A 20,330-nucleotide genomic window follows, 5' to 3' on the forward strand; every position below is an offset into this window, starting at 1 on the left:
GTCCCCGCCCGCCCGGCGTTCTCGTGCCCGCGTCCGCCTCGCGGCCCCGGGCACACCGAAGGGCCCACGGCCGGCTGGCCGTGGGCCCTTCGTGGTGTGCGGCCGAACCGCCGCGGCCGGGGCTACTGCTCCCGGCGGAGGTTCGGCTTCAGGTCCTTGAAACGGGCCAGCAGGCCGTTCACGAAGGACGGGGAGTCATCGGTGGAGAACTCCTTGGCGAGCTGGACGGCCTCGTCGATCACCACGGCGTCCGGGGTCTCGTCCATCCAGATCAGCTCGTACGCACCGAGCCGCAGGATGCTCCGGTCGACGACCGGCATGCGGTCGATCTCCCAGTCCACGGCGTAGGTGACGATGAGGTCGTCGATCCGGTCCGCGTACTGCGCGTACCCCTCGACGAGCTCCATCGTGAATTCGCCGACCGGCGGCTGACGGTCGTCGGTCCGCGAGTGCCGTACCCAGTCCGCGAGGACGCTCTGCACGGACTCACCGCGCTGGTCGGCCTCGAAGAGGATCTGGAAGGCGCGCTTGCGGGCCTTGTTCCGGGCAGCCACGGTTAGCTGTTCACCCGGCCGAGGTAGTCGCCCGAGCGGGTGTCGACCTTGATCTTCTCGCCGGTGGTGATGAAGAGCGGCACGCCGATCTCGTAACCGGTCTCCAGGGTGGCGGGCTTGGTGCCGCCGGTGGAGCGGTCGCCCTGGACGCCCGGGTCGGTGTGCTGGATCGTCAGCTCGACCGCGGCGGGCAGCTCGACGTAGAGCACCTCGCCCTCGTACTGGGCGACGGAGGCGGTGAAGCCCTCGATCAGGAAGTTGGCGGCGTCGCCGACGGCCTTGCGGTCGACCATGAGCTGGTCGTACGTGTCCATGTCCATGAAGACGAAGTACTCGCCGTCCATGTACGAGAACTGCATGTCGCGGCGGTCGATGGTGGCCGTCTCGACCTTCACGCCGGCGTTGAACGTCTTGTCGACGACCTTGCCGGAGAGCACGTTCTTGAGCTTGGTGCGCACGAAGGCGGGGCCCTTGCCGGGCTTGACGTGCTGGAACTCGACGACGGACCAGAGCTGGCCTCCGTCGAGCTTGAGCACCAGGCCGTTCTTGAGGTCGTTCGTGGAAGCCACGGTTGCGGAATCTCCTGGACTGAAGCTGGTGGAACGACCGCGGATGCGCGCTAGAGCGCGAGCAGCTCCTTGGTCGTCATGGTGAGTAGCTCGGGTCCGCCGTCCGCCTCGGGGCGCACGACGAGCGTGTCATCGATCCGGACACCGCCCCGGCCCGGGAGGTGGACCCCCGGTTCGACGGTGACCGGCACACAAGCGTCCAGTTTACCCATGGCTGTCGGTGCCAGTTGCGGGTCCTCCTCGATTTCGAGCCCCACCCCGTGCCCGGTCCTCGGCTGAAGGCCCTCTCCGTGCCCCGCGGACTCCAGCGGATGCCGGGCCGCGCGGTCCACGTCCCGGTAGGCGGCCCCCGGCGCCAGGGCTTCCCTGCCTGCCCGCTGAGCGGCGAAAACAAGGTCGTAGAGCTCGATCTGCCACTCGGCGGGGGCGGTGCCGATGACGAAGGTACGGCCGATCTCGCAGCGGTAGCCGTGGTAGTTCGCGCCGAGGCGGACGGAGAGGAAATCTCCCTCCTCCACCCTGCGGTCCGAGGGCCGGTGGCGGCCCTGGCCGGAGTTGGGGCCGGTGGCCACGGAGGTGGCGAAGGCGGGGCCGTCCGCGCCGTGGTCGACGAGGCGGCGCTCCAGTTCGAGGGCGAGGTGCCTCTCCGTGCGGCCGACGAGGATCGATTCGAGGAGCTCTCCGAGGGCCTGGTCGGTGATCTCGGCGGCGATCCGGAGACAGCCGATCTCCTCCTCGTCCTTGACGATCCGCTGCTGTTCCACGGTGAAGCCCAGATCGGCCAGCCTCAGGCGTGGGGCGGCCTTTCCCATGGCGCGGTGCCGGGCCACGGTCAGGTCGTGCTCCTCGACCGCGAGGGAATCCGCGCCCGACGAGGCGGCGAAGCCCGCGGCGGCGACGACCGGGTCCCCGTCCGGGACGGGCAGGAGGTCGATCCGGAGCGCCTCGTCCGGGCGCCCGTGGGCGCCTTCGCCGGCCGGGGCGCGGGGGCAGAGCAGAACGTCCTCGCCGGGGCCGAGCAGCAGCACGGCGCCGGGCGGCGCTCCGCCCGCGAGATAGCGGACGTTGGCGGGGCGGGAGACCAGGGCCGCCGCGGAGCCCGCGGCGGCGCACCGGTCGCGGAGCAGCCCGCGTCGGACGGCGTGCACCTCTGACATGGTTCGAGCGTACGAGCGGGGGCGACGGCCCGCCCGGCCAGCGCACCCGACCGGGGCCGGGCCCCCGAACGCGGCCGTCGCCGGGCGGTCGGGCCGCCCGGCACGGCTACCAGGCGGGCGGACTCGCGATGGAGCGGGCCAGCACGTCGTCCAGGACGCGGGCGGTGGTCTCGACGTCGTACGTGGAGTTGTCGATGATCGGAAGACCGGAGCCGTACCAGCCGGCCATCCGGCCGTGGATGCGGGCGACCTCCTCGTCGGAGAGCCTGCGGTTGCCGCTGCGGGCGGCGTTGCGCTCCAGGACGATCTCCAGGCCGGGCAGCAGGACCACGGGCAGCAGGCCGGGGCCCACATGGCGCTTCCAGCCGCCGAGGCCGACGACCGGGCGGTCGGGGAAGACGGCGTCGTCGAGGATGCAGGAGATGCCGTTGGCGAGGAAGTTGCGGGCGGCGAAGCCGCAGGTGCGGCGGGCCAGCCGGTACTGGGCCTCGGAGTGGTCGTTCCAGCCCGCCTGCGGGTCGGCGAAGCCGGAGCGGACCCACTCGCGGACGTCGTCGAGGGAGACATGGGCGGTGGGCACCCGGCGGCGGGCCGCCCAGAGCTTGGCGACCGTGGTCTTGCCCGCCCCGGCCGGACCGATGAGCAGCACGGCGAGCGTCGCGCCGCCGGTGCCGGGCTCGGCGGGCTGCGCGGGCAGCGGCACGGGGCCGCCCGGGGGCAGCTGGATGTGACCGGTCTGCCCGACGGTCTCCCTGGCGGGGGGCGTGGGGCCGGTGCCGCTCCAGCCGGACCCGGGGGCCTGGCCCGGAGCCGGGGGTGCCTGACCGGGCGCCGGGGGCTGCGGGGCCTGACCCGGAGCGGCGGGAGGCGGGCCCTGGCCGGGAGCCGGGGGCGGCGGAGGTATCGGGGGCGGGCCGGTGTGACCGGGGTGCTGGGCCTGGTACGGCCGGCCGACGTGCCCGATGCCGGGTCCGTGGGGCGGCGGCAGCGGGGCCCCCACTGCGTGCTGCATCCGGTGCCACTCCGTCTCGTAACCGCAACTGACGCTGATGGGACGGCTACCGTACCTTCCCGGGCCGTCTCGGGGTGAACGGCCCGGGAAGGTACGAAGTGCCCGTCGGCCGCGCGGAGGCGGACGGCATCGCGTGGGTGCGTCCGTACGCCGGTCCGTGCGTCAGTCCGTCAGTTCGTCGGCCAGGGCGCGCAGGGCGAGCCGGTAGGAGCCGATGCCGAACCCGGCCACCGTGCCCGTGGCCACCGCGGCGACCACGGAGGTGTGCCGGAACTCCTCGCGGGTGTACGGGTTGGAGATGTGCACCTCGATCAGCGGGGCGGTGCGCTGGGCGGCCGCGTCCCGCATCCCGTACGAGTAGTGCGTGAAGGCGCCCGGGTTGAGAACGACCGGAATCGAACCGTCCGCCGCCTCGTGGAGCCAGCGGATCAGCTCGCCCTCGTCGTTGGTCTCCCGCACCTCGACCTCGAAGCCGAGCTGCTTGCCGAGGGCCGTGCAGCTCTCGACGAGTCCGGCGTAGGAGGTCGCCCCGTAGACGTCGGGTTCGCGTGAGCCGAGCCGGCCGAGGTTGGGGCCGTTGAGGACGAAGACCCTGCGGGTCACGCGGAGACCTCCCCGTAGGCGGCGAGCAGCACGGCCGGGTCGGGGCCCTCCAGGACGGTGGGCTTGCCGATGCCGTCCAGGACGATGAAGCGCAGCAGGTCGCCACGCGACTTCTTGTCGACCTTCATGTTCTCCAGCAGCTTGGGCCACTGGTCGCCGCGGTAGGCGAGCGGCAGGCCCACCGACTCCAGCACCGTGCGGTGCCGGTCGGCGGTGGCGTCGTCGAGGCGTCCGGCGAGCCGGCCCAGCTCGGCGGCGAAGACCATGCCGATGGAGACGGCAGCGCCGTGGCGCCACTTGTAGCGCTCGTTCTTCTCGATGGCGTGGGCCAGGGTGTGGCCGTAGTTGAGGATCTCGCGGAGTCCGGACTCCTTGAGGTCGCTGGAGACGACCTCGGCCTTGACCCGGATCGACCGCTCGATCAGCTCGGCGGTGTGCGGCCCGGCGGGGGTACGGGCGCCCTCGGGGTCGGCCTCGACGAGGTCCAGGATGACCGGGTCGGCGATGAAGCCGGCCTTGATGATCTCGGCCATGCCGGAGACGTAGTCGTTGACCGGCAGCGAGTCCAGTGCGGCAAGGTCGCAGAGCACTCCGGCCGGGGGGTGGAAGGCGCCGACCAGGTTCTTGCCCTCGGCGGTGTTGATGCCGGTCTTGCCGCCGACGGCCGCGTCGACCATGCCGAGCACGGTGGTCGGGATCGCGATCCAGCGGACCCCGCGCAGCCAGCTGGCCGCGACGAACCCGGCGACGTCGGTGGTGGCGCCGCCGCCGATGCCGACGATGACGTCGGTGCGGGTGAAGCCGGTCTGGCCGAGCGCCTTCCAGCAGTAGGCGGCGACCTCGGCGGTCTTGGCCTCCTCGGCGTTCGGCAGCTGGATGGCGATGGCCTCGTAGCCCTGGGCCGCGAGGTCCTCACGGACCGCCTCACCGGTCTCGGCGAGGGCCTCGGGGTGCAGCACGGCGACCCGCCGGGCACGGTCGCCGATGAGCTGGGGCAGCTCGCCGAGAAGCTGGCGGCCGACGAGGACCTCGTACGGGTCGGAGCCCGCGGAGCCTGCGACCTGGATACGGGTGGGGCTCTGCTGCGTCATGCCGGTGTTCTCCACGCCGGGGGCGGCTTGGCCCGCCGGCAGTTGCAGTGCGTCGATGATCGCCTGGGCGACCTCTTCGGGGGTGTTCTCGTCGGTGGCGACGACCGTACGGGCGACCTCTTCGTAGAGGTGGCGGCGGGCGTCCATCAGCTCGCGCCACTGCCGGCGCGGGTTGACCGCGAGCAGCGGGCGGGCGGCGCCGAGACCGACGCGGCGGACGGCCTCGTCCACGTCCATGGAGAGGTAGACGACCGGCCGGCCGGCCAGCAGGTCCCTGGTCGCCCCGTCCAGGACGGCTCCGCCGCCGAGGGAGAGGACGCCCGCGTGTCCGGCGAGGGCCGCGGCGACCGCCCGGCGCTCCAGGGCGCGGAAGTGCTCCTCGCCCTCGTCGTAGAAGATCTCCGCGATCGGCTTGCCGGCCTCGGCGACGACGTCCGCGTCGGTGTCCCGGTAGGTGGTGCCGAGCCGGGCGGCGAGCAGTTCGCCGACGGTGGACTTGCCGACGCCCATCGGGCCGACGAGGACGACCAGGGGGCCGCTCATCGGATCTGGAGGTGGTCGAGGTACGACTGGACGTTGCGGTGGGTCTCGGCCACGCTGTCGCCGCCGAACTTCTCCGCGACCGCGTCGGCCAGGACGAGGGCGACCATCGCCTCCGCGACGATGCCCGCGGCCGGGACGGCGCAGACGTCGGAGCGCTGGTGGTGGGCCTTGGTGGCCTCACCGGTGACGACGTCCACGGTGGCGAGCGCGCGCGGCACGGTCGCGATGGGCTTCATCGCGGCGCGGACGCGCAGCAGCTCGCCGGTGGTGAGGCCGCCCTCGGTGCCGCCGGAGCGGCCGGAGGTGCGCCGGATGCCGTCGTCGGTGGCGACGATCTCGTCGTGCGCCTGGGAGCCGGGGACCCGGGCCAGCTCGAAGCCGTCGCCGACCTCGACGCCCTTGATGGCCTGGATGCCCATGAGCGCGGCGGCGAGCCGGGCGTCCAGGCGCCGGTCCCAGTGCACGTGCGAGCCGAGCCCGACGGGCACGCCGTACGCCAGCACCTCGACGACGCCGCCGAGGGTGTCGCCGTCCTTGTGGGCCTGGTCGATCTCGGCCACCATCGCCTTGGACGCGTCGGCGTCCAGGCAGCGGACCGGGTCGGCGTCCAGCTTCTCCACGTCGCCGGGGACCGGGAGGACGCCGTACGGCGCCTTGGCGGCGGCCAGCTCGACGACATGGCTGACGATCTCGATGCCCGCGGTCTCCTTGAGGTAGGAGCGGGCGACGGTCCCGAGGGCGACGCGGGCGGCGGTCTCCCGTGCGCTGGCGCGCTCCAGGATCGGCCGGGCCTCGTCGAAGCCGTACTTCTGCATCCCGGCGAGGTCGGCGTGGCCGGGCCGGGGGCGGGTCAGCGGGGCGTTGCGGGCGAGCTGGGCCAGCTCCTCGGGGTCGACCGGGTCGGCCGACATGACCTGCTCCCACTTGGGCCACTCGGTGTTGCCGACCATGACGGCGACCGGGGAGCCCATGGTGAGCCCGTGGCGTACGCCGCCGAGGAAGGTGACCTCGTCCTTCTCGAACTTCATCCGCGCGCCGCGGCCGTAACCGAGCCGTCGCCGGGCCAGCGCCTCCGCCACCATCTCCGTGGTGATCGGCACACCGGCGGGAAGACCCTCCAGCGTCGCCACCAGTGCGGGTCCGTGCGACTCCCCCGCGGTCAGCCAGCGCAACCTGCTCAACGGTGCTCCTCATGCTCGCGCCTGAAATCCAACGGCGCCACCGGGTGCGCGGCCCTGGCCCGCCACCCCCGATCCTCCCACGACCGGGGGCACGATCCGGCAGCCGGTCCAGCAGACGGACCGGCGATGTCAGCCGACGGGCTCGTCAGCGGGCCGCGAGCGCGGCTTCCCCGGCCTGCCGCATGGCGGCCAGAGGCGCCGGGATCCGGCCGGTCATCTGCTCGACCTGCAGCAGGGCCTGGTGCACCAGGAGGTCGAGTCCGCCGACCACCGCCCCGCCGGGCGCCGACCAGGCGGCGGCGAGCGCCGTGGGCCACGGCTCGTACAGCACGTCGAAGAGGATGCCGGGGGCGCGCGGCACGGATCCGGCCAAGGCGTCGGTGACGCCCGCCGGGGTGGTGGCGATGACCAGGGGTGCGTTCAGTGCCGCTGCCGCGTCCGCCCAGTCGGCGATCAGTACGTCGACCCCGAGCCGCTCCCCCCAGCCCCGCATCTCGGCGGCGCGCTCGGGGCCCCGCACGTAGGCGGTGACCGGTCCGGCGCAGACCGCGGCGAGTGCGGCGAGTGCGGAGGAGGCGGTGGCGCCGGCGCCCAGGACGGCGGCGGAATCGACCTTGTCGACGCCGCGTTCCCGGAGGGCGGCGATCATGCCGGGGATGTCGGTGTTGTCGCCGACCCGTCGGCCGTCCTCGGTGAACACGACCGTGTTGACGGCCTCCACGGAGGCGGCCGTCGCGCTGATGTCGTCGAGCAGCGGGATGATCGCCCGCTTGAGCGGCATGGTCAGGGACAGCCCCGCCCAGGAGTCGTCCAGGCCTTCCACGAACCCGGGCAGCGCCGCCTCGTCGACCTCGAACCGGTCGTAGGACCAGTGGCCGAGGCCGAGTTCGGCGTAGGCGGCGCGGTGCAGGACCGGGGAGAGGGAGTGGGCGATGGGCGAGCCGAGGACGGCGGCCCTGCGTGGCTCGCTCACTGGCCGGACTTCCCGTTCTCGTACTCCCGCCGGTTCTTCTCGTGCTCCTCGTTGGTCTCGGCGAAGACGGTCTTGTCCTCGTTGATCGAGACGAAGTAGTACCAGGGGCCCGGTGTGGGGTTCATGGCCGAGTGGAGGGCGTCCGCACCCGGGTTGCTGATCGGGCCGGACGGCAGACCGATGATCTTGTACGTGTTGTACGGGTCGTCGATCTTCCGCAGATCGTCGACGGCACCGATGTCCAGCGTGCTCTGGTTTTTGATGTAGTTGACCGTGGAGTCGAATTCCAGCCGTCCGACGGTCTCCATGTTGCCCGGCTTGAGGCGGTTGTAGACGACCCGGGCGACCTTGTCGAAGTCGTGCTTGTACTTGCCTTCGACCTGCACGAGGCTCGCGACCGTGATGAGCTCCCACGGGGTCTTCAGGCCGAGCTTCTTCGCGCCGGCCTCCAGGTCGAGCTTGTCGTACTCCTTGTTCGCCCGCGTGACCATCCGCTTCAGCGCGTCCTCGGGCTTCGATCCCTTGGAGACCGGGTAGGCCGCGGGATACAGGAAGCCCTCCAGCGGGTCCTTCACGTCCGGGTTGTCATCGGCCCAGTCGGGCAGTCCGAGGCTCTCCGCCTTGGTCTTGGCGATCTTCGCCGTGGTGCCCTTCTCCAGCTTCAGCCGCTTGTCGATCTCGGCGTAGACCGTCGCGTTACGGGTCCCCTCCGGAATCACGAACGCGTTCTGGCTCTTCGGGTCGAGCATGAGCGTGATCGCGCTGGCCGCCGACATCTCCTTGTTCAGGAGGTAGACGCCCGCCTGGAGCGACTTGCCCTTCGGGTTGTCGTTCTGCGCGGCGACGAACGCGTCGGAGGACTTGATGACGCCCTTCTTGCGCAGGATGTTCGCGATGTCGTACCCGAAGGCCCCTTCGGGGATCTCGACCTCGACCTGCTCGCCGGAGCCCGACCCCGCGAAGTCGGCCGGGGCGCCGAACTGCTTCTGCCAGAAGGTGTAGCCGACATAGCCGACGCCACCGAGGCCGCCGACCAGGACGACGGAGACCACGAGGCAGGCGCAGCCGCTGCGGCTCTTCTTCTTGCCCTTGCCGCCGCGGCGGTCGCTCCCGCCGCGGTCCCGGCGCCCGGAGCGTGATCCGTCGTCGTCCGGGTCATCGTCGTCGTCGCGCGGCCGACGGCCGGCCGGTTCGTCGACCCCGGTGAAGAAGGGATGCGTCTCTTCGTGCGGCTGGTCCGGGTCCCAGTCCGTCGACGACCGCTGTTGCTGTTGTTGCTGCTCGGGCGCGGCCTCGCGGCGGCCCGGGGGCTGCGGCGGCGGGTAGGCCTCGGGCGTGCCGTAGTAGTCCTGGCCCGCGTCGTAGCCGCCGGGGTGCTGCGCGTACGGGTCCTGGGGCTCGGCCCCGTACGGCATGGCGGCCTGCCGGCCGGTGTCCCAGCCGCCGTCGTACTGCGGCTGGGCACCCGGCTGCTGTGCGTAGGGGTCCTGCTGGGGCGTGCCGTACTGCTGGTGGTTCTGCTGCTGGTGGTTCTGGTGCTGCTGCCCGTACTGCTGATGCTGGTCGTAGGGCTGCTGCGGGTACTGCTGGGCATACGGGTCCTGCGGATAGGACTGCTGCTGGTCGCCGTACTGGCCCTGGCCGTGGGAGGCCTGACGGCCTTCCCATCCCTGGTCCCCGTACAAGGGGTCCTCGGGATGCCACGGTTCGGAGCCGGGGCCCCGGCCATACTCAGTCATCGATCCCCTAGAGCCGCGAGACGACGTTCCGTCTCTTCGCTTCGCCGTGCGGTTTATTCGAACACCGCCGCATCGCGCGGAACGTTACCGTATCGCGATCAGACAACCACTTCGACGCCCTCACCCGGAGGATTGCCTGACGCCCGTTCGGACTCCAGAGCGTTCTGAAGGATCACCACAGCGGCAGCCTGGTCGATGACAGATCGGCCCTTCTTGGACTTCACGCCCGAGGCGCGCATCCCCTGGGCGGCCGTCACTGTGGTCATCCTCTCGTCCACCAGTCGCACCGGAACGGGTGCGATCGAGCGGGCGAACACCTGCGCGAACTCCCGGACCTTGGCAGCCGCGGGACCCTCGCCGCCGCCGAGCGAGCGCGGCAGGCCGAGGATGACCTCGATCGGCTCGTACTCGTCCACGATCTGGCCCAGCCGCCGGTGGGCGGCCGGGACATCGCGTCCCGGGACGGTCTCCACCGGCGTGGCCAGGATCCCGTCGGGGTCGCACGAGGCGACCCCGATCCGGGCGTCCCCGACGTCGACGGCGAGCCGTCGGCCTCGGCGCATCTGCGTCATCGCGCTCGTCACGCCGTCTCGGTGACGAGGCGTTCGACGGCGGCGACGGCGTCACCGATGGCGGCCGGGTTCGTGCCGCCGCCCTGGGCGACGTCCGGCTTGCCGCCGCCACCGCCGCCGAGGGTCTTCGCCGCCGTACGCACGAGGTCACCGGCCTTGAGACCGCGCTCGCGGGCGGCCTCGTTGGTGGCGATGACGGTGAGCGGGCGTCCGTTGGCCGTGGTGAACAGGGCCACGACCGCGGGGCGGCCGCCCTGGATGCGTCCGCGCACGTCCAGGACCAGCTTGCGCAGGTCGTCGGCGGAGGTGCCGTCGGGGACCTGGCCGGTGACCAGGGCGACACCGCGGACGTCCTTGGCGGACTCGACGAGCCCGGCGGCGGCCGCGAGGACCTTCTCCGCGCGGAACTTCTCGATCTCCTTCTCGGCGTCCTTCAGCTTGCCGAGCATGCCCGCGATCTTCTCCGGCAGCTCCTCGGGACGGCCCTTGACCAGCTCCTGAAGCTGGGCGACGACCGTGTGCTCCCGGGCGAGGAAGTTGTACGCGTCCACGCCGACGAGGGCCTCGATACGGCGCACGCCGGAGCCGATGGAGGACTCGCCGAGCAGCTTGACCAGGCCGAGCTGAGCGGTGTTGTGGACGTGCGTGCCGCCGCACAGCTCCTTGGAGAAGTCGCCGATGGTGACGACGCGGACCCGCTCGCCGTACTTCTCGCCGAACTCGGCGATGGCGCCCTGCTTCTTGGCCTCGTCGATGGACATGACCTCGGCCTGGACGTCGAGCTCCCGCGAGAGGACCTCGTTGATCCGCTGCTCGACGTCGGTGAGGACCGTGCCGGGGACGGCGGCGGGCGAGCCGAAGTCGAAGCGGAAGCGGCCCGGCGAGTTCTCCGAGCCGGCCTGGGCGGCGGTCGGGCCGAGCGCGTCGCGCAGCGCCTGGTGCGTGAGGTGGGTCGCGCTGTGGGCGCGGGCGATGGCGCGGCGGCGGGTGGAGTCGATGGAGGCGAAGACCGGGGCCCCGACCGTCACCTCGCCGACCTGGACGACGCCCTTGTGGACGTGGACGCCGGGGACCGGCTTCTGGACGTCGCGGATCTCGATCACGGCGCCGGTGTCGAGCCGGATGCGGCCGGTGTCGGCGAGCTGGCCGCCGCCCTCGGCGTAGAAGGGGGTGCGGTCGAGGACGACCTCGACCTCGTCGCCCTCGGTGGCGGCGGGCGAGGGCACGCCGTCGACCAGCAGCCCGACGATGGTGGACTCGCCCGCGGTGCTCGTGTAGCCGGTGAACTCGGTGGCGCCCGAGGTGTCGGCGACCTCGCGGTACGCGGACAGGTCGGCGTGACCGGTCTTCTTGGCGCGGGCGTCGGCCTTGGCCTTGTCGCGCTGCTCCTGCATGAGGCGGCGGAAGCCGTCCTCGTCCACGGAGAGCCCCTGCTCGGCGGCCATCTCCAGGGTCAGGTCGATCGGGAAGCCCCAGGTGTCGTGGAGCAGGAACGCCTTGTCTCCGGCGAGGACCTGGCCGCCGGCGGCCTTGGTCTCGGTGACGGCGGTCTCCAGGATGTTGGTGCCGCCCTTGAGGGCCTTGAGGAAGGCGGCTTCCTCGGCGAGCGCGACAGTCTCGATGCGCTTGCGGTCGGTGATCAGCTCGGGGTACTGAAGCCCCATCGTGTCGATCACGACGTCGACCAGGTCCTTGACGACCGAGCCGGTGGCGCCCATGAGGCGCATGTTGCGGATGGCGCGGCGCATGATGCGGCGCAGCACATAGCCGCGGCCCTCGTTGCCGGGGGTGACGCCGTCGCCGATGAGCATCACCGACGTACGGATGTGGTCGGCGACGACGCGGAGCGAGACGTCGGTTCCCTGCTCGGCGCCGTAGCGGACGCCGGTCAGCTCGGTGGCCCTGTCCATGACGACGCGCAGGGTGTCGGTCTCGTACATGTTCTGTACGCCCTGGAGGATCATGGCGAGGCGTTCGAGGCCGAGACCGGTGTCGATGTTCTTCGACGGCAGGTCCCCGAGGATCGGGAAGTCCTCCTTGCCGTCGCCGGCGCCGCGCTCGTACTGCATGAAGACCAGGTTCCAGATCTCCACGTAGCGCTCGTCGTTGACGGCCGGGCCGCCCTCGACGCCGAACTCGGGGCCGCGGTCGTAGTTGATCTCCGAGCAGGGGCCGCAGGGTCCGGGGACGCCCATGGACCAGAAGTTGTCCTTCTTGCCCAGGCGCTGGATGCGCTCGGCGGGGACGCCGATCTTGTCGCGCCAGATGGCCTCGGCCTCGTCGTCGTCGAGGTAGACGGTGATCCAGAGCTTCTCGGGGTCGAGGCCGTAGCCGCCGTCCTCGACGGAGTTGGTCAGGGCCTCCCAGGCGAGCTGGATGGCGCCTTCCTTGAAGTAGTCCCCGAACGAGAAGTTGCCGCACATCTGGAAGAAGGTGCCGTGGCGGGTGGTCTTGCCGACCTCTTCGATGTCCGGCGTACGCACGCACTTCTGCACGCTGGTGACGCGCGGGGCGGGCGGCTTGACCTCGCCGAGGAAGTACGGCTTGAAGGGGACCATGCCCGCGGGGACCAGCAGCAGAGTCGGGTCGTCCGCGATGAGCGACGCCGAAGGCACGGCGGTGTGACCGCGCTCCTCGAAGAAGCTCAGCCAGCGGCGGCGAATTTCAGCCGACTCCATCAGTGGTCCTCATTCCGGTTGTTCGAGTTGTAGGGAAGCTTGCGGTACGTGGTGCCGGCGGGCGGTTCGGCCGCTTCGACGGCGTAGTGCCGCTGTACGGGAAGGTCCGGGTCGACCGGGGCCTCCAGGCCGAGCGCGCCGCCCAGTTCGGCTTCGCGCCGGACCATGCCCTCCCGTACGTCGAGGGCGAAGTCCTTGAGCTTGTGACCGGCCTCGATCGCCTTGTCCGCGGCCTGCGCCGCGAGGCTTTCGGGGGTCAGCTGCCGGATCTTGCGGTTGACCTTGGTGGTGGCCCACACACCGGCGGCTGCGCCGGCGGTGAACCAGAACGTGCGGCGGAACATCGCTCGATCAGTCCTTCTGTCCGCGGGCATTTCGGCGTTCGCGCCTGCGTCCGCGCGCCGAGGGGACGGTCCGGCCGACGATCACCGTGCGGCGGGAGCCACGGCCCCGCGCCGGTTCCGGTTCGGGCTCGGGTGCGGTGCGGCGGCCCAGGGCCTGCCGTACGCCGTAGCCGAAGGCCGCGACCTTGACGAGGGGGCCGCCGAACGTGGAGGCGACGGTCGTGGAGAGCGCGGAGGCGTTGGAGGTGACCTCCTGCACGTCGCTCGCGATGGCGTCGACCTTGTCCAGCTGGGTCTGCGCGGAGCGCACCGTCGCCGAGGCGTCGGCCAGCAGCGGAACGGCCTGATCGGTCACGTCCGCCACGAGTTTGGTGGTCGCCCTGAGCGTCTGGGCGAGCCTCACCAGCACCACGGCGAGGAACGAGACCAGGATCGCCCAGAAGACGGCCACGAGGATCCCGGCCACCTCTCCACCGGACACAGTGCACCGCTCTCTGCTTGTCGATCGGCCCCCTCGGGGGCTTGTCTCCGTCGGTGCCGCCGGCTGCCGCCCGCGCGCCCGATCGTCGTCCCACGAGCCTATCGCGCCGCGCATCTCCTCCCCTACCGCATTGTCCATGGGCCGGGCGGGAGTTGTCCGGCGAGATTGTACGGAGAGCTTTCAAGCCAGTACGCTCCGTGTTTCATGCGACGCCTGCAAGACCCCTGCCCGAATCCCGATGATCCGAACGCCGGCCCCGCGGCGGCGCCCGGCAACCTCCCGGCCGAACTGAACAGGTTCGTGGGCCGCGAGGACGAACTGGCCGAGCTGGGCGGGCTGCTGGAGAAGTCCAGGCTCGTCACCGTCGCCGGAGTGGCGGGCGTGGGCAAGACCCGGTGCGTCATCCGGGTCGCGGCGCTTCGGGAGAAACGGTACTGCGACGGGGTCCTGCTGGCCGAGCTGTCCGCCGTCCGCCACCCCGACCTGCTGGAACACGCCCTGATCGACGCGCTGGGCCTGACCGATCACACCAGCAGGCCACCGCGCGCCGTCCTCGTCGGCCATCTCGCCGAGCGCCGGACGCTGCTGGTGATCGACGGCTTCGAGCACCTCGTCGACGCCTGCGCCGACCTCGTCACCGAACTGCTGCGGCGGGCCCCGGGCCTCAAGGTGCTCGCGGCCGGCCGCTGCCCCCTGCGGGTGGAAGGGGAACGGACGTTCCCGCTCGCCCCGATGTCCGACGGGGACGCGGTGGAGCTGTTCACCGAACGGGCGCGCGGGGTGCGGCCCGGCTGGGAGCCGGCGGCGGGCGAGCGGGGAGCCGTGCTGGAGCTCTGCCGCCGCCTCGACGGGATCCCGCTGGCCCTCGAACTCGCGGCCGGGCGGCTGCGCGCCCTCTCGGTGGAACAGGTGCTGCTGCGGCTGGACGACCGGTTCCGGCTGCTGACCGGCGGCCGTCGCGGTGCGCCGCCGCGCCACCAGACGCTCCGTACGGCGATCGGCTGGAGCCATGAGCTGTGCACGCCCGAGCAGCGGCTGCTGTGGGCGCGGCTCTCGGTGTTCGCCGGGCAGTTCGACCTGGAGGCCGCCGAGTACATCTGCGGCGGGGCGGACCTGCCGGCCGATTCGGTGCTCGATGTGCTGGACGAGCTGCTCGCCCAGTCGGTGGTGGAGCGCGAGGACGGCCCGGCCGGGGCCCGCTACCGGCTGCTGGACACGGTCAGCGAGTACGGGGCCCAGTGGCTGGCGGCCGCCGGCGACGCCCAGCGGCTGCGGCGGCGGCACCGGGACTGGTTCCTCGGGCTCGCGACCTGGTGCGAGCTGGACTGGTTCAGTCCGCGCCAGGCGGAGGTGGCGGCACGGATCGACTGCGAACTGCCCAATCTCCGCCGGGCGATGGAGTGTTCGATGGAGAGCCCCGACGAGGTGCATCTGGCGCAGCATCTGGCGGGCACCCTGTGGTTCTACTGGGCCGGTTGCGGGCGGCTGTCCGAGGGCCGGCACTGGCTGGACCACGTCCTGGAGGAACCGTCCCCGCACGATGCCGGACGGCTGAAGGTGCTGTGGGTGCTGGGCTATGTGGCGGTGCTCCAGGGCGACCCGGTGGGCGCGATCTCGGCGCTCCAGGAGTGCCGGGAGGAGGCCGAGCGCTCCGGGGACGCGACGGCACTGGCGTACGCGGTGCACCGCACGGGGTGTCTGGCGATCGTGACGGACGACATGCCGCGCGCCGAGGAGCTGCTCCGCGAGGCGCTCGGCCGCTACCGCGAGGTCGGCGAGCTGAACAGCAACGTCCTGATGGCGCAGGTCGAGCTGGCCATGGCGGTGGCGTTCCTCGGCGATCTGGACGCGGCGGCGGTGATCTGCGACGAGGTCCGGGAGATCTGCGAGGACCACGGGGAGCGGTGGGCACTGGCGTACGCGCTGTACGTCCTGGCGTACGCGGCCCTGCGGCGGGGGCGGCCGGCGCGGGCGCGGCAGATGCTCGGGGAGTGTCTGACGATCGGCCGGACGTTCAACGACCTGCTGGGCACGGTGCTGTCGCTGGAGCTGCTGGCCCTGGTGACGGCGGTGGAGGGGGACTCCGGGGAGGCTGCCGTGCTCCAGGGTGCGGCGGAGGGCATCTGGCCGTCGGTGGGGCTGCAGCTGTTCGGCTCGGCGTTCTACGGCCGGCCGCGGGTGGAGTGCGAGGAGCAGGTGCGCCGGGAGCTGGGCAACGCGGCGTACGAGGAGGGGCTGCGGGCGGGCCGGCGGCTGGATCCGGCCACCGCGGTCGACCGGGCCCTGGCCGGTGGCGGACCGGGCACGGCGGACGCGGCGGGTACGGGCGGGGCGCCGACGCCGGGCGGGCCCGGGGGAACGCGAAGGCCCGCCGCCTCCCGGATGACCGGGAGGGGCGGGCCGGAGCGCTGGTGAGAGCGGCTACGCCTGGATCAGCGGGCGTAGTACTCGACGACGAGCTGCTCGTCGCAGATCACCGGGATCTCCTTGCGGTTCGGGTCCCGGTCCAGGCGGAAGGCCAGGGCCTTCAGGTTCACCTGGAGGTAGCGCGGGGTCTCGCCGTCGGTGTCGTAGCCACCCTCGCGGGCCACCTGGAAGGGGACCTTGGAGCGGCTGCGCTCGCGGACCTGGATGACGTCGTCGGGGCGCACGCGGAAGGACGGCTTGTCGACCTTGCCACCGTTGACCTCGATGTGGCCGTGGACGACCATCTGACGGGCCTGGTAGATGGTGCGGGCGATGCCCGAACGCAGGACCAGGGCGTCGAGGCGGCGCTCGAGCTCGACGACCAGCGCCTCGCCCGTCTTGCCTTCGGCCTTCTTGGCGCGGTCGTAGGCGCGCGCCATCTGGCGCTCACTGATGTCGTACTGCGCACGCAGGCGCTGCTTCTCCAGCAGACGGACCTTGTAGTCCGAGTTCTGCTTGCGGCCACGGCCGTGCTCGCCCGGCGGGTACGGACGCGCTTCGAAGTACTTGACAGCCTTGGGCGTCAGGGCGATGCCGAGGGCACGCGACTTCTTGACCTTGGGACGCGACTGGTTAGGCACGTTCTCCAGACCTCCGTTGTAGGTTAGGTTAGGCTTACCTTACTCAAGGAGATCGCATGTCTCGCCCTGGGAACACCACTCACGTCACGGACAGCACAGACAGCGGCAGCACCTCAGAGGAGGATGCTGCTACGACGGAAGGCCGATCAGATCGTGGTCAGCCGCGTCCCAGCGGGCCAGAAAACACTCGGATGCCGTCAGCAGCCGAGCGCACACGAACTCTCGTACAGAGTACCTGCTCCGCGATGCTCGTCGTACCGGGGCTCGATCTGGCCCGTACGGAGCCGCTGATCCCGGACAGCAGGAGCGTGGGGCCCGAGGGTGATCTGTTCCTCGAATTCCCCGCGGATTCCCCGGCGGTCCGGGCCGCGACGCACGCGCAGGGCGACGAGCTGACCGCCGTGCTGGAGCTCACGGACGTCGCCCCGGTCTCCGTGCCGCACCGGATCCGCGGTCGCGCGTGGGTCTCCGGCTGGCTCACCTCCGTCCCCGGCATCGCCGAACCCGGCCGGATGATGCTGCGCCTGGAGTTCGGCGAGGCGTACGTGGACGACCTCTGGGGCGCCGAGGACGTCGAGCCGGAGGACTTCCGGGACGCGGCCCCCGACCCGCTGGTCCCCCACGAGGCGGAGCTGCTCCAGCATCTGCACTCCACCCACGACGAGCAGATGCGCACCCTGTGCGGTCTGCTGGGCGAGCGCACCGCCCGCGCCTGCTCCTCGCACCAGCCCAGGGCCGTGCCGGTCGCGCTGGACCGCTTCGGGCTGCGGGTCCGCTTCGTCGAGGACCAGCGGTCCTGCTTCGACGCCCGCTTCGAGTTCCCCGAGCCGGTCCGCGACGTCACCGAACTGCGCCGGGCCATGCACACCCTTTTCGAGGCGGCCGCGCACTGACCCGGGTGCTCTACGCCTGCTCCGTGCCCTCGCCGGCGCGACCGAGGCGCTCGCGGACCCGCTCGACGACGTCCGCGTACCGCGCCTCGGCGCCGTAGCGGGTGGGGGTGTAGTACTGCCGGTCGCGGACGGCGTCCGGGGCGTACTGCTGGGCGGCGATGCCGCCCTGCACGTCGTGCGGATAGACATAGCCCTGGGCGTGGCCGAGCTTGGCGGCGCCCTTGTAGTGGCCGTCGCGCAGATGGGCCGGGACCGGTCCGGCGAGCCCTCTGCGCACATCGTCCTGCGCGGCGGAGATCGCCAGCGTCGCCGCGTTGGACTTGGGGGCGAGCGCCAGAGCGATGGTGGCGTGGCTGAGGGTGAGCGCCGCCTCCGGGAAACCGATCATGGCCACCGCCTGGGCGGCGGCCACGGCGGTCGGCAGCGCGGTGGGGTCGGCCAGGCCGATGTCCTCGCTGGCCGAGATCATCAGCCGCCGGGCGATGAACCGCGGGTCCTCCCCCGCCTCGATCATCCGGGCCAGATAGTGCAGAGCGGCGTCCACGTCGGAGCCGCGGATCGACTTGATGAGCGCGCTGGCCACGTCGTAGTGCTGGTCGCCGTCACGGTCGTACTTCACGGCGGCGCGGTCGACGGTCGCCTCGACCGTCTCCAGGGTGATCTCCGCCTCGTGCGTGGCGATGGCCGCGCCCGCCGCGGCCTCCAGGGCCGTCAGAGCCCGGCGCGCGTCGCCGCCCGCGATGCGCAGCAGATGCGCCTCGGCGTCCTCGGGCAGGGTGACCGCCCCGCCGAGGCCCCGCTCCTCGGTCAGCGCCCGGCGCAGCAGGGAGCGCAGGTCGTCGTCGGTCAGCGGCTCCAGGGTGAGCAGCAGGGAGCGCGAGAGCAACGGCGAGATGATCGAGAAGTACGGATTCTCCGTGGTGGCGGCGATGAGGGTCACCCAGCGGTTCTCCACGGCGGGCAGCAGGGAGTCCTGCTGGGCCTTGGAGAAGCGATGGATCTCGTCCAGGAAGAGGACGGTCTCCTTGCCGAAGCCGCCGGTGGCGCGGCGCGCGCCCTCGATGACGGCCCGGACCTCCTTGACGCCCGCGGTGATCGCCGAGAGCTCCACGAACCGCTTGTTGGTGGCCTTGCTGACGACGTACGCCAGGGTCGTCTTGCCGGTGCCGGGCGGGCCCCACAGGATGACCGACGACGCCCCGGCCGGGCCGCCTCCCTCTTCGCCGACGAGACGGCGCAAGGGCGAGCCCGGCTTCAGCAGATGCTGCTGGCCGACGACCTCGTCGAGGATGCGCGGGCGCATCCGGACAGCGAGGGGGCTGCTGGACGGGTCCTTCTCCTGGCGGTCTTCAGCGGCTGCGGTAAAGAGGTCGGGCTCCACGTCATGAAGCCTAAGCGACCCCACTGACAGCGCCGCCGACCACCTACGGATTTCCGGAGGTGGTGGTCAGCTGGTCCAGAAGTCCCACCAGCGGGTCAGGATCAGCATGCCGATGATCCCGATCCACATCACCGGAAGCACCCAGGGGAACTCCGTGAGCACGTTCCGCAGCCAGGACGGGGCCGGGAGGATGCGGTGCTTGACGTTGTGGGTGGTCACGTAGCAGAACATGACGATGGTGGCGACCCAGGCCAGGCAGCACCACAGGCAGAGCGAGTTGATGTTGTACAGCGACTGGTACTGGAGCCAGGTGCAGAAGCCGACGCCGAACAGCATCCCGGCGTTCAGCCCCAGCCAGAACCAGCCGCGGTAGCGGGCGCCGGCGAGCAGGCCCATCCCGATCGCGATGACCATGCCGAACGTGACCAGGCCCAGCATCGGGTTGGGGAACCCGAACGCCGAGGCCTGCTCGCTCTTCATGATGTTGCCGCACGCGACGACGGGGTTGAGGCTGCAGCCGGGGGTGAAGGAGGGGTCCTCCAGCAGCTTGAACTTGTCGAGCGTGATGACCCAGGAGGCCAGCAGGCCGGCCGCGCCCGTGATCACCAGAAGCAGGGCGAGACCGCGTCCGGCCCCGAAGGCGCGCTTGCGGCCACCCTCGTCCTGATCGGAGGAGAGGTCGTGGTCTACCGCTGCAGTCGTCATATCGCCGTTCCGTCACCGAGTGGTCAGCCGGGCAAGGTCATTGTGCCGCACCCCCGTACGGGTCAACCGTTCGATGGACATAAAGGTGTACGTCCGGCGGGCGGGAAACCGGCGGCTCCCCACCATGCTCGGCTCCATGACGGAACGCGTGGTGAACGTGCGCGGACTGCGCGGGCGATACGGCGGTGAGACCGCGCTGGACGGCCTGGACCTGGGCATCCGGCGCGGCGGGGTGCGCGGACCGCCCGGTCCGAACGGTGCCGGGAAGAGCACCTGCGTGGGCCTGCACCACGGGCAGCGGGACCGGGACGCCGGGAGCGTGGAGGCCTCGGCGCCGATCCCGCGACGGCCGACCGCCGTCAACGGTCCCGGGTCGGGATCGTCCCGCAGGATGAATCCGTCCCCGCCGAGTTGACGGTACGGGAGACGGTCCGGCACTTCGCCCGCCTACTTCCCGCGCCCGTGCGATCCCGACGGGACCATCGCCCTGGTCGGCCCGGAGGCGAAGGCGGGATCCCGGACCAAGGCCCTCTCGGGTGGTCGGCGCCGACGACTCGACGTGGCGCTCGGAGTGATCGGCTCCCCCAAGCTCCTCCCGCTCGACGAGCCGACCACCGGGTTCGATCCGGCCGCCCGGCGGCAGTTCCGGGAGCGACGGCGACATCCTGCGGGCGATGGAGGCCGCGGTGGGGGGCGATGCGCCACGGGCTGCTGGAACGCGCAAGGCGCGGGCGGGGGGTGCAGATGTTCAGCCCCCCCCGCCCCCCCCCCCGCTCCCTCACCCCCGGCGCGTAGCCCCCACGGCCG

18 protein-coding genes and 1 pseudogene are annotated in these 20,330 nt (G+C 71.7%); 3 read left to right on the top strand and 16 right to left on the bottom strand.

Features of this window, described 5'->3' with window-relative positions:
* Positions 1-122: 122 nt before the first annotated feature.
* The 13 genes from nusB to ACFWRV_RS34720 form a co-directional block, all read right to left on the bottom strand.
* The gene (gene nusB, locus ACFWRV_RS34660) at positions 123-554 is read right to left on the bottom strand and encodes a transcription antitermination factor NusB (RefSeq protein ID WP_010057335.1); all 432 of its coding nucleotides are present in this window, start codon (positions 552-554) and stop codon (positions 123-125) included.
* A 2-nt stretch (positions 555-556) separates the two neighbouring features.
* Entirely contained in the window at positions 557-1,123 is a 567-nt protein-coding gene (gene efp, locus ACFWRV_RS34665) for an elongation factor P (protein WP_366470239.1), read from the bottom strand.
* Between the two features lie 50 nt (positions 1,124-1,173).
* Complete coding sequence (locus ACFWRV_RS34670) at positions 1,174-2,280, bottom strand: M24 family metallopeptidase (RefSeq protein WP_384339924.1); 1,107 nt, start codon at positions 2,278-2,280, stop codon at positions 1,174-1,176.
* A 106-nt stretch (positions 2,281-2,386) separates the two neighbouring features.
* Positions 2,387-3,292 (bottom strand): Pro-rich N-terminal domain-containing protein, encoded by a 906-nt coding sequence (locus tag ACFWRV_RS34675; RefSeq protein WP_384339926.1) that lies wholly within the window; start codon positions 3,290-3,292, stop codon positions 2,387-2,389.
* Between the two features lie 162 nt (positions 3,293-3,454).
* Entirely contained in the window at positions 3,455-3,895 is a 441-nt protein-coding gene (gene aroQ, locus ACFWRV_RS34680; protein WP_384339927.1) for a type II 3-dehydroquinate dehydratase, read from the bottom strand.
* Positions 3,892-5,529, bottom strand: a complete 1,638-nt coding sequence (gene aroB, locus ACFWRV_RS34685; protein ID WP_384339929.1) for a 3-dehydroquinate synthase — start codon at positions 5,527-5,529, stop codon at positions 3,892-3,894. The genes aroQ and aroB overlap by 4 nt, the downstream gene beginning before the upstream one ends.
* The gene (gene aroC / locus ACFWRV_RS34690) at positions 5,526-6,710 is read right to left on the bottom strand and encodes a chorismate synthase (RefSeq protein WP_384339931.1); all 1,185 of its coding nucleotides are present in this window, start codon (positions 6,708-6,710) and stop codon (positions 5,526-5,528) included. The genes aroB and aroC overlap by 4 nt, the downstream gene beginning before the upstream one ends.
* Positions 6,711-6,855: 145 nt before the next feature.
* Entirely contained in the window at positions 6,856-7,683 is an 828-nt protein-coding gene (locus tag ACFWRV_RS34695) for a shikimate dehydrogenase (protein WP_384339933.1), read from the bottom strand.
* Entirely contained in the window at positions 7,680-9,422 is a 1,743-nt protein-coding gene (mltG, locus tag ACFWRV_RS34700) for an endolytic transglycosylase MltG (protein ID WP_384339935.1), read from the bottom strand. Before mltG ends, ACFWRV_RS34695 begins: the two co-directional genes overlap by 4 nt.
* A 98-nt stretch (positions 9,423-9,520) precedes the next feature.
* Positions 9,521-9,994 (bottom strand): Holliday junction resolvase RuvX, encoded by a 474-nt coding sequence (ruvX, locus tag ACFWRV_RS34705; protein ID WP_384339949.1) that lies wholly within the window; start codon positions 9,992-9,994, stop codon positions 9,521-9,523.
* 8 nt (positions 9,995-10,002) lie between these two features.
* Positions 10,003-12,672 carry an alanine--tRNA ligase gene (gene alaS / locus ACFWRV_RS34710; RefSeq protein ID WP_384339937.1) on the bottom strand — a complete coding sequence of 890 codons (2,670 nt, stop codon included), beginning with the start codon at positions 12,670-12,672 and terminating at the stop codon, positions 10,003-10,005.
* Positions 12,672-13,016: a DUF6167 family protein gene (locus ACFWRV_RS34715; RefSeq protein WP_384339939.1), complete on the bottom strand. Its 345-nt coding sequence runs from the start codon at positions 13,014-13,016 to the stop codon at positions 12,672-12,674. The genes alaS and ACFWRV_RS34715 overlap by 1 nt, the downstream gene beginning before the upstream one ends.
* Positions 13,017-13,023: 7 nt before the next feature.
* Positions 13,024-13,482: a DUF948 domain-containing protein gene (locus ACFWRV_RS34720; RefSeq protein ID WP_384339951.1), complete on the bottom strand. Its 459-nt coding sequence runs from the start codon at positions 13,480-13,482 to the stop codon at positions 13,024-13,026.
* Between the two features lie 219 nt (positions 13,483-13,701).
* Between ACFWRV_RS34720 and ACFWRV_RS34725 the strand changes: the two genes are divergently transcribed.
* Complete coding sequence (locus tag ACFWRV_RS34725) at positions 13,702-15,912, top strand: ATP-binding protein (protein WP_384339941.1); 2,211 nt, start codon at positions 13,702-13,704, stop codon at positions 15,910-15,912.
* Positions 15,913-15,929: 17 nt separating this feature from the next.
* On the opposite strand, the gene rpsD is transcribed toward ACFWRV_RS34725, so the two are convergent.
* Positions 15,930-16,544 carry a 30S ribosomal protein S4 gene (gene rpsD / locus ACFWRV_RS34730; RefSeq protein WP_205082969.1) on the bottom strand — a complete coding sequence of 205 codons (615 nt, stop codon included), beginning with the start codon at positions 16,542-16,544 and terminating at the stop codon, positions 15,930-15,932.
* 191 nt (positions 16,545-16,735) lie between these two features.
* Here rpsD and ACFWRV_RS34735 point away from each other — a divergent pair, with 191 nt between their 5' ends.
* Positions 16,736-17,437: a DUF2470 domain-containing protein gene (locus ACFWRV_RS34735; protein WP_384339943.1), complete on the top strand. Its 702-nt coding sequence runs from the start codon at positions 16,736-16,738 to the stop codon at positions 17,435-17,437.
* 10 nt (positions 17,438-17,447) lie between these two features.
* Here ACFWRV_RS34735 and ACFWRV_RS34740 read toward each other — a convergent pair whose 3' ends face one another.
* Together ACFWRV_RS34740 and ACFWRV_RS34745 are read right to left on the bottom strand one after the other, a co-directional pair.
* Entirely contained in the window at positions 17,448-18,818 is a 1,371-nt protein-coding gene (locus ACFWRV_RS34740) for a replication-associated recombination protein A (RefSeq protein ID WP_384339945.1), read from the bottom strand.
* Between the two features lie 66 nt (positions 18,819-18,884).
* Entirely contained in the window at positions 18,885-19,523 is a 639-nt protein-coding gene (locus ACFWRV_RS34745) for a vitamin K epoxide reductase family protein (RefSeq protein ID WP_384339947.1), read from the bottom strand.
* Positions 19,524-19,659: 136 nt separating this feature from the next.
* Between ACFWRV_RS34745 and ACFWRV_RS34750 the strand changes: the two are divergent.
* Positions 19,660-20,202: pseudogene (locus ACFWRV_RS34750) on the top strand (ATP-binding cassette domain-containing protein); the annotation flags it as partial.
* Positions 20,203-20,330: the final 128 nt, after the last annotated feature.

Source organism: Streptomyces sp. NPDC058576, assembly GCF_042718715.1.
In the GTDB taxonomy this organism is placed as follows: domain Bacteria; phylum Actinomycetota; class Actinomycetes; order Streptomycetales; family Streptomycetaceae; genus Streptomyces.

What these genes read in the sequence shown, in the direction of transcription:
- ACFWRV_RS34675 (WP_384339926.1), bottom strand. Translation starts at nt 3,292, where the DNA reads ATGCAGCACGCAGTGGGGGCCCCGCTGCCGCCGCCCCACGGACCCGGC.
- aroB (WP_384339929.1), bottom strand. Translation starts at nt 5,529, where the DNA reads ATGAGCGGCCCCCTGGTCGTCCTCGTCGGCCCGATGGGCGTCGGCAAG.
- ACFWRV_RS34735 (WP_384339943.1), top strand. Translation starts at nt 16,736, where the DNA reads ATGCCGTCAGCAGCCGAGCGCACACGAACTCTCGTACAGAGTACCTGC.
- ACFWRV_RS34745 (WP_384339947.1), bottom strand. Translation starts at nt 19,523, where the DNA reads ATGACGACTGCAGCGGTAGACCACGACCTCTCCTCCGATCAGGACGAG.
- ruvX (WP_384339949.1), bottom strand. Translation starts at nt 9,994, where the DNA reads ATGACGCAGATGCGCCGAGGCCGACGGCTCGCCGTCGACGTCGGGGAC.
- ACFWRV_RS34725 (WP_384339941.1), top strand. Translation starts at nt 13,702, where the DNA reads ATGCGACGCCTGCAAGACCCCTGCCCGAATCCCGATGATCCGAACGCC.
- ACFWRV_RS34715 (WP_384339939.1), bottom strand. Translation starts at nt 13,016, where the DNA reads ATGTTCCGCCGCACGTTCTGGTTCACCGCCGGCGCAGCCGCCGGTGTG.
- ACFWRV_RS34670 (WP_384339924.1), bottom strand. Translation starts at nt 2,280, where the DNA reads ATGTCAGAGGTGCACGCCGTCCGACGCGGGCTGCTCCGCGACCGGTGC.
- alaS (WP_384339937.1), bottom strand. Translation starts at nt 12,672, where the DNA reads ATGGAGTCGGCTGAAATTCGCCGCCGCTGGCTGAGCTTCTTCGAGGAG.
- mltG (WP_384339935.1), bottom strand. Translation starts at nt 9,422, where the DNA reads ATGACTGAGTATGGCCGGGGCCCCGGCTCCGAACCGTGGCATCCCGAG.